The organism is Enterobacter sp. RHBSTW-00593, from assembly GCF_013784105.1.
Classification (GTDB): domain Bacteria; phylum Pseudomonadota; class Gammaproteobacteria; order Enterobacterales; family Enterobacteriaceae; genus Enterobacter; species Enterobacter ludwigii.
In genome coordinates this window covers 4497187-4515280 of record NZ_CP056393.1, presented here as the reverse complement: position 1 = coordinate 4515280, position 18094 = coordinate 4497187, and the positions used below count along the sequence as shown (strand labels likewise).

The window sequence follows — 18094 nt, the reverse complement described above, 5'->3', positions numbered from 1 at the left end:
GAAGGTTGCCGTTTTTAGTTTCTGCAAAACAGGCCCGGGTGAGGGCACCCACGCGCACCAGAATTACACGCCGTACCCCATCATCTTCAGCAACTGCTGTGCATGCTGCACCGCATCCTGACGATGCGCCACGCCCAGCTTCTGATAGAGATTGCGGATATGGGTTTTGATGGTGGTCGCCGCCACCGCCAGTTCACCGGCGATCTGCTCGTTGCTGTAGCCTGAGTAGATCAGCCCCAGCACCTGCCATTCGCGCTGAGTGAGCGGACTGGTGCGGATCAGTTCCGGTACTTCCGGATGGTTCAGCAGACGTTCAACGAAGTTCTCATCAAAGTGCGCAAACTTATGGCGATGGTGCTGGTTAATCTCGCGCAGAATACGCTGGGCACGATGCTGATCCAGCTCTGGCAGCGTATTGAGTTGAATCAACTGTCGCAGCTGCTGGGCCATCACTTCACCTTCGATGACAAAGTGGCTGATAAATCCGGTGCGGTTCGCCAGCTGCAGCGCTTCCAGCAGGACACGCTGGGCATCGTTTTTGCGGCCCGCCTGCCAGTAAAGCTGGTTCAGCAGAAGCAGGTTGCGGTTGAGATCGCTCATCAGCCGCAGGCTGCGGGCGTTTTCATTAAGCTCTTCCAGCACGATTTCGGCAGGTTCTAATTCACCGAGCAGGATCTGGACGCGGGCAATATTGCGCCACTGGCTCTGCAGGAAGTGGTTGTTGGCAAATTCCGGTTTAGGGGTCTGACGTAACCAGTTAGCGGCGGATTTTTTGTCGCCGGTCATCTGCCAGTAAATCACCCGCACCTTATCGGCGTTGGACACCCAGTCGCTGTGGTACTGACCGTTACCGAGCAGGTTTTCCAGACGGTTAAGGTGGTTGCGGGCGTTATCGAGATCGCCACGCGCCAGCGAGCACTGGACCAGCAGCGCCAGACACTGCAATTGCTGCTGTGGCTGGAAGCTGGAGAGAACGTCCACACCCTGACGGGCGCAGCTTTCCGCTTCATCCAGACGCGACCATGCCCAAAGAAGCTGTGCACGAATGCGCAGCAGGAACTCGTGCATCGGCAGCTGTTCCAGATGCTGCTCACGAATCAGCTGGAAGGCCTTTTCCTGGTTTTCCCAGGCGGCCTGCAGGAACCCCTGCGCAAACAAAATTTCACTTTGCTGGATCAGGCTCCACAGCGCGTAATGCCAGACATCGTGGCGGCGGGCCATCTGTTCAGTTTGTTGCATGAGCGAAAGGGAGCGCGTCAGCTCGCCTTTGCAGTGCAGAACTTCACCGTGTACCGAGGTGGCCACAATACGGCTGTAGAAATTGGCCAGCGGCAGTTCATCCAGCGCAACCATCGCCAGGCGCTCAGCCTCTTCCGGATCACCGTCGTTAATCGCCACCTGCGCCCGCAGGGCGTTGAATTCGCCGTGCAGGGTGGCATCCATATCGCTTTCCATCTCCTGCTCGGCACGTGCCAGCAGGGTATTTACTTCACTGTAGCGATGCTGGCTCTGCATCAGCCAGGCCTGCAGCAGCACCAGGCGCGGATTCTCCAGCAGGCTCTCCCACGGCAGGGCTTTCAGTGACTCTTCAAGCAGCGTCAGCTCGCTGTGGTTAAACAAGCCCCATGCGTGGTTAAGGAGGATATCGCGCAGCATGCCGGCATCACCGGCGGCAAGCGCGTGGTGAATCGCCTCGCTCGGGAAACCTTGCGCCATCCAGCTTTCGGCGGCGGCGCGATGGATTTCCGGCAGTTCCGTCGCAAGCTCCCACTGACAGCGCTGGCGCAGGAAGCTGCCGAACAGTGGGTGATAGCTGAACCACTCGCCGGGATCGTCCATTCGGGTCAGGAACAGGCCCTGGCGTTCAATCTCTTCCAGCTGCAGTTGACCGTTTTCACAGCCGGTCACGCGCACGATCAGCGCGTCGTTCATGGAACGCAGCAGAGAACTTTTGAGCAGGAAATTTCGGGTCGACGGATCAACGCTGTTCAGCACTTCGTCGACGAGATAATCAGAAAGATGGCTCGCGTTAATCCCCGCCAGGCGACGCGCAGACTGGTGCGTCGGGCTGTTATTTTGCCGGGCAGAGAGAGCAATCAGCTGCAGCGCCGTCGCCCAGCCGGCGACATCATCACACAGGCGGCTGCTTTCGGAGGCCTCAATTGGCGAGTTCAGTCGACAGTCAAAAAACTGTTTTGCTTCCTGATGGGTAAAGGCCAGCTGCTGGCTGCCGACTTCCAGCAGCTGATCGCGCACGCGCAGGTTGGCGATGCCCAGTTGCGGCAGGTTACGCGACAGCACGACCAGGGTCAGGTTTTCCGGCTGATGACGCAGGAAGAAACGCATCGATTCATGGATAACCGGGTTAGTGATGAGATGATAATCATCAATCACCACGTACAGCGGGCGATGCCATTCGGCCAGTTCGATAAACAGCTGTGAGAAAAGGGAAGACAGGCTGGCGTACTGGCGCTTTTGCACCATGACCTCACTGGCGATGCAGTGTCCGTTGGTTGCCTGCTGAATGGCGGCAATCAGATAGCTGGCAAAACGCTCTTGCTGGTTATCGCCCTCATCAAGGGAGTACCAGCCAAGGTCGCTCTTACCTGCGGCCCATTGCGAAATGAGCGTTGTTTTTCCATAACCTGCAGGGCTCGTAACCAGCGCCAGTCGGAAATTATGCGCGCCGGAAAGTTTAGCCAGCAGACGCTCGCGGACCACTGTATGGTCAAGACGAACCGGGCGACTTAATTTAGACGGAATCAACATAGTTTTCACTTCACTGTGGGGAACGAGAGAATTTATTTTTTTTGCGCTTCGTAATTAATAGCTATAAGGTCGGCCAGAAAGAGAACTATTGCAAGTTATGTCTGGGTTTTGTGGCTCTGAATTTGCACTCTGTCACAAAACATTCAGGCGAGTACCGGAACTTTTCCAGAATGGCTTTAACACCGCGTCAGCGCTGGCTTGTCCCAGTGTCACACGGTTACGCTGAAACTGGTTTCAGAAAGGTATAGTGACGTCAAATTTAATAAAGTTCGGGTAAAGTTGAGTGAGATTAATAATCCCCTTAGGTAAGGCCCCATTGCAGAAATATTATTCTGCGTAAGTAATCATTTCGGCGCGGATTAATTTCATCCGAAACTGTATTTCATTTTTTTGACATTCTCCCCGGTTATCTTTTTTTCTTCCTGGCACACTCACACTATGCTCTCAGAGTGGCCTTGATCACACTTTTATGCTCATCCCCGCTACTCCTCCCTGCCTAATCCCCTGCGGGATGAGGAAGAGGCGAAATGAGCCTGGCACACTAGCGCCAACATGTGTTTTCTCTCTACAGGATGCCAATTCCCTATGTCACAGCCTACCTTTAACAAAGCTCAATTCCAGGCTGCCCTGACGCGTCAGTGGCAGCGTTTTGGCCTTCACGCTGCAAACGAGATGACGCCTCACCAGTGGTGGCAGGCAGTGAGCGGTGCGCTCGCGGAGCAGCTGGATGCTCAACCGTTGGCAAAACCGACGAAAGACCAGCGCCACGTTAACTACATCTCAATGGAGTTCCTGATTGGCCGTCTGACAGGTAATAACCTGCTGAACCTCGGCTGGTATCAGGAGGTGGGTGATGTGCTGAAAGAGCATGACATTAACCTGACTGACCTGCTGGAAGAAGAGATTGACCCGGCGCTGGGTAACGGTGGTCTGGGACGTCTGGCGGCCTGTTTCCTTGACTCGATGGCCACCGTCGGTCAGTCGGCCATTGGCTACGGTCTGAACTACCAGTACGGCCTGTTCCGTCAGTCGTTTGCTGATGGTCATCAGATGGAAGCGCCGGATGACTGGCACCGCAATACTTACCCCTGGTTCCGCCACAATGCACAGCTTGATGTGCAGGTGGGCATTGGTGGTAAAGTCACGAAGCAGGGGCTGTGGGAGCCTGCGTTTACCCTGACCGGCGAAGCCTGGGATCTGCCGGTGCTGGGCTACCGTAACGGCGTGGCGCAACCGCTGCGTCTGTGGCAGGCAAAGCACGCTCATCCCTTCAACCTGACCAAATTCAACGACGGCGATTTCCTGCGTGCCGAGCAGCAGGGGATCGACGCTGAGAAACTGACCAAAGTCCTTTACCCGAACGACAACCATCTGGCGGGCAAGAAACTGCGTCTGATGCAGCAGTACTTCCAGTGTGCCTGTTCCATTGCGGATATTCTGCGTCGTCATCACCTGGCGGGCCGCAAGCTGGCGCAGCTGCCGGACTTCGAAGTGATCCAGCTTAACGATACGCACCCGACGATTGCGATTCCTGAACTGCTGCGCGTGCTGATTGACGAGCACCAGCTGGGCTGGGATGACGCGTGGGCGATCACCAGCCGTACGTTTGCCTATACCAACCACACCCTGATGCCTGAAGCGCTGGAGTGCTGGGATGAGAAGCTGGTGAAAGCCCTGCTGCCGCGTCATATGCAGATCATCAACAAGATTAACGACGCGTTTAAAAAGCAAGTGGATAAAACCTGGCCGGGCGACAAAGCGGTGTGGGCGAAGCTGGCTGTGGTACATGACAAACAGGTGCGCATGGCGAACATGTGCGTGGTAAGCGGTTTTGCGGTGAACGGTGTGGCGGCGCTGCACTCGGATCTGGTGGTGAAAGACCTGTTCCCGGAATACCACCAGCTGTGGCCGACCAAATTCCATAACGTGACTAACGGCATCACGCCGCGTCGCTGGATTAAGCAGTGCAACCCGCTGCTGGCTGGCCTGCTGGACAAAACCCTGAAGAAAGAGTGGGCCAACGATCTGGACCAGCTTATCAATCTGGAAAAGTATGCCGACGACGCGGCATTCCGCGAGCAGTACCGCGCCATTAAGCTCGAAAACAAAGTGCGTCTGGCGCATTTTGTCAAAGCGCGTACCGGGATTGAGATCAACCCGAACGCCATTTTCGATATTCAGATCAAACGTCTGCATGAGTACAAACGCCAGCACCTGAACCTGCTGCATATTCTGGCGCTGTATAAAGAGATCCGCGAGAACCCGCAGGCTGACCGCGTACCGCGCGTGTTCCTGTTTGGGGCGAAAGCCGCACCGGGCTACTACCTGGCGAAAAACATTATCCTCGCCATTAATAAAGTGGCCGCGGCCATCAATAACGATCCGAAAGTGGGTGACAAGCTGAAGGTGGTGTTCCTGCCGGACTACTGCGTCTCTGCAGCTGAGATGCTGATCCCGGCGGCGGATATCTCCGAGCAGATCTCCACGGCAGGGAAAGAAGCTTCCGGTACCGGCAACATGAAGCTGGCGCTGAACGGTGCGCTGACCGTCGGTACGCTCGACGGCGCGAACGTCGAGATCGCCGAAAAGGTGGGGGAAGAGAACATCTTTATCTTCGGCCATACCGTCGAAGAAGTGAAAGCCCTCAAGGCCAAAGGTTACGACCCGGTGAAATGGCGTAAGAAAGACAAAGTTCTTGATGCGGTTCTGAAAGAGCTGGAAAGCGGTAAGTACAGCGATGGCGATAAACATGCCTTTGACCAGATGCTGCACAGCATGGACAAACACGGCGGTGACCCGTATCTGGTCATGGCGGACTTTACGGCCTATGTGGACGCGCAAAAACAGGTCGACGTGCTGTATCGCGACCAGGAAGCGTGGACCCGGGCGTGCATTCTGAACACCGCCCGCTGCGGGATGTTCAGTTCTGACCGCTCAATCCGTGATTATCAGGCTCGTATCTGGCAGGCAAAACGCTAAGGAAGCGCGATGGAGAGTAAACGTCTGGACAGTGCCGCGCAGGCGGCGGGGATCAGCCTCAGTTACATTAATGCTCACGGCAAACCACAGTCTATTGGCGCCGACACCAAAAGACGTTTGCTGGATGCCATGCACAAGACCGACGCGAAAGCGTCGGTTGCTCCGGTGCCGAACGTGAAGGTGTTTACCGCCGGTAAGAAGATGCCGCTTACGGTAAACGGGCGCGGCGAATTTAGCTGGCTGCTCACGACCGAAGAGGGGCAACAGCACAAAGGCCACGCCACCGGTGGCAAAGCACTTAACCTTCCGGCAAAACTGCCGGAGGGCTATCACACGTTAACCCTCACGCAGGACGACCAGCGTTTTCATTGTCGGGTGATTGTTGCGCCAAAACGCTGCTATGAGCCGCAGGCGTTGCTCGAGGGTAAAAAGCTGTGGGGGGCCTGCGTGCAGCTCTACACGCTGCGCTCTGACAGCAACTGGGGTATCGGCGATTTTGGCGACCTGAAAAAGATGCTGGCGGATGTGGGCGAGCGCGGCGGTGCGTTTATCGGCCTCAACCCCATTCATGCGCTCTATCCGGCGAACCCGGAAAGTGCCAGTCCGTACAGCCCGTCATCCCGTCGCTGGCTGAACGTGATTTACATTGACGTGAACGCCTTAGACGATTTCAAAAGCAGCAAAGAGGCGCAGGCGTGGTGGAACCTCACGACCACTCAGCAGGCGCTGAAGCAGGCGCGCGAGACGGACTGGGTAGACTATGCCACCGTCACCGCACTGAAAATGGCCGCGTTACGTCTGGCGTGGAAAGGTTTTTCGCAGCGTGATGACGAGCAAATGTCGGCTTTCCGCCAGTTTGTAGCTCAGGAAGGCGAGAGCCTTTACTGGCAGGCGGCGTTCGATGCATTGCACGCTTATCAGGTAAAAGAGGACGAAATGCGCTGGGGCTGGCCGGTATGGCCGGAAGCGTATCAATCTGTCGATACGCCCGAAGTGCAGGCGTTCTGCAAAAAGTATGCTGACGAGGTGGATTTCTTCCTCTGGCTGCAGTGGCTGGCTTACAGCCAGTTTGCCGCCTGCTGGCAGGTGAGCCAGGGCTATAAAATGCCGATCGGCCTGTACCGCGATCTGGCCGTTGGCGTGGCGGAAGGCGGGGCGGAAACCTGGTGTGACCGCGAGCTTTATTGCCTGAAGGCCTCCGTGGGCGCACCGCCGGATATTCTTGGCCCGCTCGGCCAGAACTGGGGTTTGCCGCCGATGGATCCACACGTCATGGCTGCGCGGGCTTACGAGCCGTTTATCGACCTGCTGCGCGCCAACATGCAAAACTGCGGCGCGCTGCGAATTGACCACGTGATGTCCGTCCTGCGTCTGTGGTGGATCCCTTATGGTGAAACGGCTGACCACGGCGCGTATGTACAATATCCGGTTGACGATCTGCTCTCGATCCTGGCGCTGGAGAGTAAACGTCATCAGTGCATGGTGATCGGCGAAGATCTCGGTACCGTGCCGGTTGAGATTGTCAGTAAGCTCCGCGACAGCGGTGTTTACTCCTATAAAGTGCTCTATTTTGAAAACGACCATGAGAAAACCTTCCGCGCGCCGAAAGCGTACCCTGAACAGTCAATGGCAGTCGCGACGACGCATGACCTTCCTACGCTTCGTGGCTATTGGGAAAGCGGCGATCTGACGCTCGGTAAAACGCTGGGTCTGTATCCGGATGAAGAGGTCTTACGTGGGCTGTATCAGGATCGCGAGCTGGCGAAGCAAGGGTTGCTTGATGCGTTACACAAGCATGGCTGCCTGCCGAAACGCGCCGGGCATAAGGCATCACTGATGTCGATGACGCCTACGCTCAACCGCGGATTGCAGCGCTATATAGCCGACAGCAACAGTGCCCTGCTGGGTCTGCAGCCGGAAGACTGGATTGATATGGCGGAGCCGGTGAACATTCCGGGTACCAGCTATCAGTACAAGAACTGGCGTCGCAAATTGTCCATCACGCTTGAGAAGATGTTTGCCGATGACGGGGTGAACAGGCTGATTAAGGATTTGGATAAGCGCAGAAAAGCGGTGGGTAAAACGCGGTAGTCTCGCAGAGAGAAGAAAGCCGGGTAAGCGCAAGCTACCCGGCTTTTTGATATCAGATAACCATGTTCAACAGCAGAACCCCGACCAGACCACACACCGAAATAATGGTTTCCAGTGCAGACCAGGACTTGATGGTTTCACCGATAGTCAGGTTGAAATATTCCTTGAACAGCCAGAAGCCCGGATCGTTCACGTGAGAGAAAATCACGCTACCGGAACCTACCGCGATAACCATCAGCTCAGGGCTCACGCCCGTCGTCGCAATCAGCGGCGCAACGATACCACCGGCGGTGATTGCCGCAACGGTTGCAGAGCCGAGCGCGATACGCAGCACCGCAGCGATAGACCACGCCATCAGCAGCGGTGACACATTGGTTTCATGCATCATGGCCGCGATGTATTTATCCACGCCGCTGTCGACCAGCACCTGCTTGAACGCACCGCCACCACCGATAATCAGCAGCATCATGGCAATGATTTTGATGGAAGAGGTCAGCGTGTCGTTAATCTGATCCATCGAACGACCACGGTTCAGGCCGAAGGTGAACATCGCAATCAGCACCGCAATCAGCGTCGCCATCACCGGGTCGCCCAGGAACTCGGCAACGGACAGGAACGGGTGGCCTTTTGGCAGGATCATTTCCGCCACGGCACGCATCGCCATCAGGATGACCGGCACCAGAGAGGTCCAGACGCTGACGCCAAAACCAGGCATCTCTTCTTCCGTGAAGGTTTTCGCGCTGTACAGACCTTCCGGGATAGGCTTATCAATCCCTTTCAGGAAACGGGCATAAACCGGGCCGGCCAGGATCACCGTCGGGATTGCCAGAATCGTACCGAACAGCAGGGTTTTACCCATATCGGCATGGAAGATGGTGGCGATCGCGGTTGGACCCGGGTGTGGTGGCAGGAAACCGTGCGTAACGGACAGCGCGGCGGCCATCGGTACACCGACATACAGCAGTGGAATGTTCGCTGCCGCTGCGATGGTGAACACCAGTGGCAGCATCAGCACGAAGCCCACTTCATAGAACAGTGCGAAACCGACGGTAAACCCGGTTAACACAACCGCCCACTGGATATTCTTCTTACCAAATTTGGCAATCAGCGTGGTGGCAATACGCTGGGCGCCCCCACAGTCCGCCAGCATTTTGCCGAGCATAGCGCCAAAGCCCATGATCAGTGCCAGGCTACCGAGCGTGCCGCCGACACCGGCTTTAATGGAGCTGATGACTTTCACCAGCGGCATCCCTTGCATCAGACCGACTGCAAGTGCCACCAGAACCAGAGCGATAAACCCGTTCATTTTGAAACGGATCATCAAGAGCAGTAATAACACAACACCGATAGCAACGATGACTAATGGCATGATTTACCTGGCCTTTGAATTGTTATGGGTAACGTCATTGTTTCAACGACAAATTCCGATTGTCCCAACTGGGAACAGAGTGTTAACGGCACTAATACTGTTGCCTTGGAAACTATTAAGTTTAGTCGGCTGTTATGAAGGTGCTTAGTGCCCACGAGAATGATACGGGTAACATATCGTGGTTGAGAATCACCCTGGGGGGCTAAATTTGAATTATGAGACGCAGGTCAACATATGGGGAGGCAAGGCAGGGAGGGGAAAACAGGCCCGGTAAGCATAGCGCCACCGGGCAAAAGCAGGCGGACGCTTAGTAGTAAGAGTGCTCGCCGCGCTGGTGTTCGGTCAGATCGCGCACACCTTTCAGTTCCGGGAATTCGTTCAGCAGCTGCTTCTCGATCCCTTCTTTCAGCGTGACATCAACCATTGAACAACCGTTACAGCCGCCGCCGAACTGCAGGATCGCCAGGCCGTCTTCAGTGATTTCCATCAGGGAAACACGACCGCCGTGGCCCGCCAGCTGTGGGTTGATCTGAGACTGCAGCAGGTACTCGACGCGCTCCATCAGTGGGGCATCGTCAGACACTTTACGCATTTTGGCGTTTGGCGCTTTCAGGGTCAGCTGAGAACCCAGCTGATCGGTGACGAAGTCGATCTCCGCATCTTCAAGATACGGTGCGCTCAGCTCATCAACGTAAGCCGTGAGCTGTTCAAATTTAAGGGCAGTGTCAGTCGCTTCCACTGCGTCCGGAGGACAATAAGAGACACCACATTCTGCATTCGGAGTGCCTGGATTGATCACAAACACGCGGATCTGCGTCCCTTCTTCCTGATTTGCCAGCAGTTTGGCAAAGTGCGCTTGTGCAGAATCGGAAATACGGATCATAGCTTTGGCCTAATAGTTGACTAAATTACCTGGGTATAATCATACGCCCATTGAAGAAGGGCTACAAGGTACGGCACAGACACCATACCTGAACCGACGCGGCGCCGCTTTGCAAAAGCAGTCGGGAAAGTTCAGCAACGGTACTGCCTGTGGTGACGACATCATCCACAATCGCGATATGGAGGCCTTTGACCGGGAATTCAAGACGAAAGGCATTTTTGAGGTTCCTTTTGCGAAGCCGGGCCGTGAGCTGATGCTGGATAGCCGTATTATGGACGCGTTTGAGCGCACGGGCGTCGTACCGGCAACCGAGCCATCGCGCGAGCGGGCGGCAAAGCAAGTCACTTTGGTTGTAGCCGCGTCGCCAGTGTCGGCGACGGTATAAAGGCACGTTGACCACCATGTCGATGTTCGGCAGGCCGCGGGTGCGTCGCGCCTGTAAAACGGCCAGCAGTAACAGGCGGGCGAGGGGACGCGCCAGCACACTCTGGCCGGCAAACTTCAGCGCATGTATAAGGCCGCTTAACGGCGCAACATAATCATCCACAGCCACCAGGGCACACCACGGCGGCGCTTTTTTCAGGCAGCGGCCGCAGGGAACGTCTCGCCCGGTGGCCGCTAGCCCACACTGCGGACACGTCATCGCCTGCCTTTTCAGCGAGCGGGTGCAAACGGAGCAGACGCCCCATGCGCTGAGGGCAAGCGGCATCCGGCATAGCCAGCACAAGCCAGGCACTGTTAACATGTGCAACCTCCATGTGAAAAAAGAGAACAGTAACTGATGAAGACGCTGTGGTGGCAGACCGTAGGGACGGGAAATTGCCATCTTGTGCTGCTGCACGGATGGGGCCTGAATGCCGAAGTATGGAATTGCATAACCGGGGAACTCGCCTCGCAATTTACCCTGCATCTGGTGGATTTACCGGGCTTTGGCCGCAGTCGCGGCTCTGGGGCAATGTCGGTTGAGGAGATGGCGCAGCAGGTGCTGGACGCTGCGCCGCAACACGCCATCTGGCTGGGCTGGAGCCTGGGCGGGCTGGTGGCGAGCCAGATTGCCTTGACCCATCCCGAGCGCGTGCGTGCGCTGGTCACGGTAGCCTCGTCACCGTGCTTCAGTGCAAAGGACGACTGGCCGGGCATAAAACCGGATGTGCTGGCCGGGTTCCAGAAACAGTTGAGCGAAGACTTCCAGCGGACCGTTGAGCGTTTCCTGGCCCTGCAGACAATGGGAACCGACACCGCGCGTCAGGATGCCAGAGCGCTGAAGCAGACCGTGCTTTCCCTGCCGATGCCGGACGTTGAGGTGCTTAACGGGGGGCTTGAGATCCTCAAAACCGTCGATTTGCGTGAGCCGCTGGCCGCGCTGGCGATGCCGCACCTGCGTATCTACGGCTACCTCGATGGGCTGGTGCCGCGCAAAGTGGTTCCAGTGCTGGATTCACTCTGGCCACAAAGTGAGTCTCTGGTGATAAACAAAGCCGCGCATGCGCCGTTTATCTCTCATCCGGCGGAGTTTTGTTCAGCGCTCGTTGCGTTAAGTCAACGTTTAGACTGATTATTTTCTATCCAGCCTGGAAAAAGTTTCACACCGCAACCATACTCCAGATGTCGTTGCGGTTGTTCTGCCTACGATAATCAAAACAACAATCCTATGGAGAGTCAGGCTATGAAACTTGTTACAGGTATCGTCACTTCTCTGGTTATTGGGTCACTTTCATTTGGCGCCTTTGCGGCACAAGAGCTGGAAAAAGATAAAGTTGCCGGGATGAATCTGACCAAAGTTGGTGAGATTTCTACGTCTGACACGACCGCGCCGATGGACGCCAAAAGAGAGCTGTCTAAGAAAGCGGATGAGCTGGGTGGGAAGTACTACGTCGTCACCAGTGCCGAAAAACAGACCAAAAACGTGCGCGCAACGGCGGACGTCTATAAGTAATACGTTAATGCCGGGCAGCGATGCCCGGCTTTATGCGCGCAGTGCCCACCACTCTCTGAGGCAGGCTTTTCCTTCCGGGCAGCTTTTACAACTGCCGGACAGGCAGCCCTCCGCCTCTTCCTGAATACGCACAGCTTTTCCCATGGCTTCCAGTCTTTCCAGCATGGCATCGATCATCGGCTGTGGCGTATGCAGGGTGAGGCTCAGCTGTTTCGCCTCCATTCGCCCTTGTAACGCCAGCAGATCACGTACCTGAATCAACGATGCCATGGCTTACCCCTTAGTGACAGTCGCCCGCCGGGCTGTTGCAACAGGTGGCAGCCGTTTTGCGGTTTGCCAGCAGGTTGATATCAACCCGGCTGCGTGCCCGGCGTAGCAGGCCGAGAACGAGCACGTTAAACAGCACAACCGCCAGGATGCACACCAGGCTATAACGCGGGTGCTGGCTAAAGTTAACGGTCTGATAAAAGAGCGTCGCCAGCGAGTACGCGATGTTGAGCCCCCACAGAATGGAGAAGCCCATCCAGCCACGGCTGGACTCGCGGGCAATCGCACCCATGACGGAGATGCACGGAATATAGAGCAGAACAAAGATGAGGTAGCTGTAGGCCGCAGAGGCGCTGCCAAATTTCTCGCTCATCACGCCCATGGCACCCGTTGCCATTTCGCCGTCACCTTTACTGGCCTCGATAGGGTTCGCCAGCACGCTCAGACTGAAGGTGTCTTTCAGGCTCTGCCATGTCTCTTCGACGGCGCCCAGCAGTTTGTTACCGAGATGAAACTCTGCCGGATTGAACGCTTGCTCCTGGATGTTCTCCGCGGTGTAGAGCGTATTCAGGGTCCCGACGACCACCTCTTTCGCCATCGCACCGGTGAAAAGACCGACGGTCGCCTGCCAGTTATCGTCATGGACGCCAATCGGTTTGAAGACCGGGGTTATGACGCGGCTGACGGAGGCGAGGGCGGAGTCGTTGATGTTATCCGCAGCCTGTCCGCTCAGGGTGAAGCTGTTCAGCGCGCTCAGGAAAATACTCACGATAACAATCACTTTACCGGCACGCAGGACGAAGCCTTTCAGGCGCTGCCAGGTCTGGATCACCAGGCTTTTAAGATGGGGGACGTGGTAGACCGGCAGTTCCATAACGAACGGCGACGCTTCGCCGCGCATGATGGTGTGTTTCAGCATCAGCCCCGTGAGAATGGCCATGACGATACCCAGCACGTACAGCGAGAAGACCGCCAGCGCCCCCTGCTGCCCAAAGAAGGCCGCGGCAAAGACCGCGAAGATAGCCAGTCGCGCACCGCAGGACATAAACGGTGCCATCATAATGGTCATCAGACGTTCACGCGGTGCATCCAGCGTACGGGCACCCATAACCGAGGGCACGTTACAGCCGAAGCCCACGATCAGCGGCACGAAGGATTTGCCTGGCAGACCGAGCGCCTGCATCAGGCGATCCATGACGAAGGCGGCGCGCGCCATGTAACCGGAATCCTCAAGGAAGGAGAGGAACAGATACATCATGCCGATTTGCGGCACCAGAGGCAGTACGGTGTTGATACCACCGCCAATCCCCTGGGCAAGGAAGATGGTCAGCCATTCCGGGAAATGCAGGGTGTAACCCACCCACTGAATGCCATGAACAAAGATAGCAACGGAACCGGCATCGAAAATCGGCTGGAGTGCGCCACCAATGTTAATGGCGAGCAAGAACATCAGGTACATCACCAGCAAGAAGACCGGCAAACCGAGGAAGCGGTTAAGCACAACCTTATCTACGGCCGCGGTGAAGCGGCTCGGTTCCGCCGTCAGGGCGTTACTGACCACGTCGCAAATCGCGGCGATGGCCTGATAGCGAGCATCAGCGATATGCAGGGCCGGGTCATCCAGCTCGTCGCTCAGACGGGCGAGGACCACGTCCAGTTTATCTGCCGCATGACCAGCATAGGCGCGGCTGTAGATATCCCCTTCCAGCATTTGCAGGCCGAGCCACAGGCGCTGTTTCGCGGGCATGCTTTGGTCCATCTCTTGTGCCAGCAGATCCGCTTCGCGCAGAAGTGGCTGGGCGTAGTGCACCAGCTCAACGTTACGATTTCCCGCGTGGCGATCGATAGCCAGTTTCAGGGCATCAATACCGCGGGCGCGCGTCGACACCAGCGGAACGACCGGGCACCCCAGCCGTGCGGAGAGGGCATCGACGTCGATACGCAGTTTCTGTTTCTCTGCAATGTCGAGCATGTTGAGCGCCACGATGCAGGGAATGCCCAGCTCCAGCAGCTGCAGCGTCAGGTAGAGGTTACGCTCAAGGTTTGAGGCATCAACCACGTTGATGAGCAGATCCGCGTCGCCGCTAAGAATATAGTGGCAGGCAATCTGCTCATCGAGCGAAGTTTGCGAGGAGATCGTGGTTAAGGAGTACGTGCCGGGCAGGTCAACCAGCGTGACCTGGTTATCTGTTGTTGAGAACAGGCCTTCTTTACGTTCAACCGTTACGCCAGCCCAGTTACCGACGCGCTGGCGCGCACCCGTGAGCTGGTTAAATAGCGTTGTCTTGCCGGAATTAGGATTGCCAATTAAGCCAATAGTTAATTTTTTCATTTTTCTGGACTCACTGAAACCGCTGGCTTGTTATCGGGATAAGGCTTCGACTTCTATTAATGCGAGATCTTTTTTACGCAATACCAGATTTACGCGTCGGGTTTCGATATGCACCGGATCACCTAACGGGGCGACGCGCACGACCTGAAATGACGAGCCGGGCAGCATGCCCAGCGACAGCAGCTTTTGTCGATAGGCCGGGCTAATTTCGTGGGTAAAACCGGTAATTTTCCATGCACTGTCTGGAGTGAATTGCATAATGCCTGATTCCACGAGAGGTTAAAATATCTACTATGGGATGATAATGAGAATAGTTTTTATCAGCAATAATAAAACTGTGACGGAATGTTGTTTGCGGTATTAATTTACGGCCTGTTTGACCTTGCTCAATATTTACTGATTCTGCGGCAGGGAGAGGAAAGGCTTATTTGTTAATAGTGTGATCACTGATAGTTGAAATATAGATATACAACCGGTTTCATATTTTACAATTAATTTCGGCGGGATATCGGCCCGGTGAGTGACGCATCACCGGGCCTTTTTTATGCGGTTAGCGTTTCTTACCCATTGCTGCCGCCAGCGCATCCATCATGGCGCTGTTGCCCGCAGGCTGGGCGTCACGTCCGCGTGGCTTCGCCGCTTTTGCGGCCGGGCGCTGCTGCTCGCGTCCGCCGCCGTTACTGCCGCGGCGCGCGCTGGTTTCACCTGGCTGCTCGTCCAGACGCATCGTCAGGGCAATACGCTTACGCTGCAGATCCACTTCCATCACCTTCACCTTCACGATGTCGCCCGCTTTGACCACGGTATGCGGATCTTCAACGAATTTATCGGCAAGGGAAGAGATGTGGACCAGACCATCCTGGTGCACGCCGATATCGACAAACGCGCCAAAGTTGGTGACGTTAGTGACTGCCCCTTCGAGTACCATGCCCGGAAGCAGGTCATTCATGGTTTCAACGCCGTCGGCGAAGGTCGCGGTTTTAAACTCAGGACGCGGATCGCGGCCCGGTTTTTCCAGCTCTTTGATGATGTCCGTGACCGTCGGCACCCCGAACTGTTCGTCGGTAAAATCGACCGCCTTCAGGTTGCGCAGCGCGCTGCTGTCGCCCATCAGGTCTTTCAGCGCCTGCTGGGTTGCGGCCAGAATGCGTTCCACTACCGGGTACGCTTCCGGGTGAACGGTCGAGGCATCCAGCGGGTTATCGCCGTGGTTGATGCGCAGGAAGCCCGCGCACTGCTCAAACGCTTTTGGCCCCAGACGGCTCACCTTCAGCAACTGCTGGCGGTTCTGGAACTGGCCGTTTTCATCACGCCAGGCAACGATGTTTTGCGCCATCATGCGGGTTAAGCCCGCCACGCGGGTCAGCAGGGGAACAGAGGCCGTGTTCAGGTCAACGCCGACGGCGTTTACGCAGTCTTCCACGACCGCATCCAGCTTACGGGCCAGCTGAGTCTGGCTCACGTCATGCTGATACTGGCCGACGCCGATGGATTTCGGGTCGATCTTAACCAGCTCCGCCAGCGGATCCTGCAGACGACGGGCGATAGAAACTGCACCGCGCAGGGAAACGTCCAGGTCCGGGAACTCCAGGGCGGCCAGTTCAGACGCTGAATAGACGGAAGCGCCCGCCTCGCTGACAATCACTTTCTGTGCGGTGACTTTCGGGAACTGTTTCTGCACGTCGAGGTAGAAACGCTCGGTTTCACGGGAGGCCGTACCGTTGCCGATGGCCACCAGCTCCACGTTGTATTTCTCGCACAGCGCCGCAACCACGACGGCAGCCTTCGCCGCCTGGCCGGTATGCGGATAAATGGTGTCGGTAGCCACCAGCTTGCCGGTACCGTCAACCACGGCCACTTTTACGCCGGTACGCAGACCCGGATCGAGACCCATGGTGGCGCGCAGGCCGGCAGGTGCGGCCATCAGCAGGTCGTGCAGGTTACGGGCGAAGACGTTGATTGCTTCGTCTTCGGCGCGTTCACGCACGGTGCCCATCAGTTCGGTTTCGAGGTGCATCAGCACCTTGATGCGCCACGTCCAGCTCACCACGCCTTTGCGCCAGCTGTCTGCCGGCGCGTTGTTCAGGCGCAGGCCGAGGTGGTCGATAATGATCTGCTCGCAGTGGCTCTCTTTTGGTGGCTCGTCAAACTGTGGATCGGCATTCAGGGAGAGCTGGAGCACGCCTTCGTTGCGGCCGCGGAACATCGCCAGCGCGCGGTGTGAAGGGGTGGTAGAGATGGGTTCGTGATGATCGAAATAATCGCGGAACTTGGCGCCTTCTTCCTCTTTCCCGCTGACCACGGTAGAGACGATGTGGGCGTTTTTCCACAGATAGTCACGCACTTTCGCGAGCAGGGCGGCATCTTCGGAGAAGCGCTCCATCAGAATGTAGCGCGCGCCGTCGAGTGCGGCTTTGGTGTCTGCAACCCCTTTATCGGCATCGATAAACTTCGCGGCTTCGGTTTCCGGGTCGTGGGACGGTTCGTTCCACAGCAGTTCGGCCAGCGGCTCCAGGCCTGCCTCAATTGCAATCTGTCCACGGGTGCGGCGCTTCGGTTTGTACGGCAGATAAAGGTCTTCGAGTTCGGTTTTGCTCAGGGTGCCGTTGATTGCGGTTTCCAGCTCGCTGGTCAGTTTTCCCTGTTCGCCGATGGATTTGAGGATCGCCTGACGACGGTCTTCCAGTTCGCGCAGGTAACCGAGACGGGTCTCCAGGTTACGCAGCTGCGTGTCATCCAGACCGCCGGTGACTTCCTTACGATAACGTGCAATAAACGGCACGGTGTTCCCTTCATCAAGCAGGCGAACGGCAGCTTCTACCTGTTCGGCTCTGGCCTGAAGTTCACCCGCAATAATGCGGCAGAGCGAATCTTTCATCATGGCTTTATCATCTGTTGAGTCGAAAAAATCAGGGGATAGTTATACGGGCTGACACGGCAAAATGCCAGCCGCGGAGGGCGCTCTCGGACTATTTAACGTACGTAATTTCGTTGACGTACCAGCTGGCTTCGCCGCCAGGGGTCTGCACGACGGCCAAATCGCCCACTTCCTTTTTCAGCAGCGCACGGGCCATTGGTGAGTCGATAGAGATGTAATCCTTACGACCAAAAATTTCGTCATAGCCGACGATACGAAAACGCAGAGTGTCGCCATCGTCGTTCTCAATCTCGACCCACGCGCCGAAAAACACTTTGCCTTCCTGCTGTGGGGAGTAATCCACTATTTTGAGGTTCTCAAGGCATTTGGTCAGATAGCGGACCCGGCGGTCGATTTCACGTAACCGTTTTTTGTTGTACTGGTAGTCAGCATTTTCACTGCGATCGCCCAGGCTTGCGGCCCAGGTCACTTTCTTGGTCACTTCAGGACGCTCTTCGCGCCACAGGTAATCCATCTCTTTTTTGAGTTTCTCATACCCTTCACGGGTGATCAGGGGCGTTTTCATGGGGTGACCTTAAGACTCGACATCA

13 protein-coding genes are annotated in these 18094 nt (G+C 56.3%); 4 read left to right on the top strand and 9 right to left on the bottom strand.

The annotated features are described in order from the left end of the window. Positions 1-63: 63 nt before the first annotated feature. Entirely contained in the window at positions 64-2769 is a 2706-nt protein-coding gene (malT, locus tag HV242_RS21745; RefSeq protein ID WP_050737694.1) for an HTH-type transcriptional regulator MalT, read from the bottom strand. Between the two features lie 585 nt (positions 2770-3354). On the opposite strand from malT, the gene malP reads away from it, so the two are divergent. Together malP and malQ are read left to right on the top strand one after the other, a co-directional pair. Beyond that, positions 3355-5748 (top strand): maltodextrin phosphorylase, encoded by a 2394-nt coding sequence (gene malP / locus HV242_RS21740; protein ID WP_050737693.1) that lies wholly within the window; start codon positions 3355-3357, stop codon positions 5746-5748. Between the two features lie 9 nt (positions 5749-5757). Further along, entirely contained in the window at positions 5758-7839 is a 2082-nt protein-coding gene (gene malQ, locus HV242_RS21735; protein ID WP_025202852.1) for a 4-alpha-glucanotransferase, read from the top strand. Positions 7840-7891: 52 nt separating this feature from the next. Here malQ and gntT read toward each other — a convergent pair whose 3' ends face one another. The 3 genes from gntT to gntX all read right to left on the bottom strand — a co-directional run bounded on the left by gntT (position 7892) and on the right by gntX (position 10836). Then, positions 7892-9208: a gluconate transporter gene (gntT, locus tag HV242_RS21730; RefSeq protein ID WP_014171973.1), complete on the bottom strand. Its 1317-nt coding sequence runs from the start codon at positions 9206-9208 to the stop codon at positions 7892-7894. A gap of 307 nt (positions 9209-9515) precedes the next feature. Next, the gene (gene nfuA, locus HV242_RS21725) at positions 9516-10091 is read right to left on the bottom strand and encodes a Fe-S biogenesis protein NfuA (protein ID WP_003861601.1); all 576 of its coding nucleotides are present in this window, start codon (positions 10089-10091) and stop codon (positions 9516-9518) included. A 61-nt stretch (positions 10092-10152) separates the two neighbouring features. Continuing rightward, positions 10153-10836, bottom strand: a complete 684-nt coding sequence (gene gntX, locus HV242_RS21720; RefSeq protein ID WP_032679118.1) for a DNA utilization protein GntX — start codon at positions 10834-10836, stop codon at positions 10153-10155. 36 nt (positions 10837-10872) lie between these two features. Here gntX and bioH point away from each other — a divergent pair, with 36 nt between their 5' ends. Both bioH and HV242_RS21710 read left to right on the top strand, forming a co-directional pair. After that, positions 10873-11646, top strand: a complete 774-nt coding sequence (bioH, locus tag HV242_RS21715) for a pimeloyl-ACP methyl ester esterase BioH (protein ID WP_063858539.1) — start codon at positions 10873-10875, stop codon at positions 11644-11646. Between the two features lie 111 nt (positions 11647-11757). Continuing rightward, positions 11758-12027: a YdgH/BhsA/McbA-like domain containing protein gene (locus HV242_RS21710; RefSeq protein ID WP_020884569.1), complete on the top strand. Its 270-nt coding sequence runs from the start codon at positions 11758-11760 to the stop codon at positions 12025-12027. Positions 12028-12057: 30 nt separating this feature from the next. Here HV242_RS21710 and feoC read toward each other — a convergent pair whose 3' ends face one another. From feoC to greB, 5 genes are all read right to left on the bottom strand, one after another. Next, positions 12058-12297 carry a [Fe-S]-dependent transcriptional repressor FeoC gene (feoC, locus tag HV242_RS21705; protein ID WP_014171968.1) on the bottom strand — a complete coding sequence of 80 codons (240 nt, stop codon included), beginning with the start codon at positions 12295-12297 and terminating at the stop codon, positions 12058-12060. 10 nt (positions 12298-12307) lie between these two features. Beyond that, positions 12308-14626: a Fe(2+) transporter permease subunit FeoB gene (gene feoB, locus HV242_RS21700; protein WP_181616869.1), complete on the bottom strand. Its 2319-nt coding sequence runs from the start codon at positions 14624-14626 to the stop codon at positions 12308-12310. 30 nt (positions 14627-14656) lie between these two features. After that, positions 14657-14884, bottom strand: a complete 228-nt coding sequence (gene feoA / locus HV242_RS21695) for a ferrous iron transporter A (RefSeq protein ID WP_020884570.1) — start codon at positions 14882-14884, stop codon at positions 14657-14659. Positions 14885-15176: 292 nt separating this feature from the next. Then, entirely contained in the window at positions 15177-17507 is a 2331-nt protein-coding gene (locus HV242_RS21690; RefSeq protein ID WP_014171965.1) for a Tex family protein, read from the bottom strand. An 88-nt stretch (positions 17508-17595) separates the two neighbouring features. Next, positions 17596-18069 carry a transcription elongation factor GreB gene (greB, locus tag HV242_RS21685; protein WP_014171964.1) on the bottom strand — a complete coding sequence of 158 codons (474 nt, stop codon included), beginning with the start codon at positions 18067-18069 and terminating at the stop codon, positions 17596-17598. Between the last annotated feature and the right edge of the window lie 25 nt (positions 18070-18094).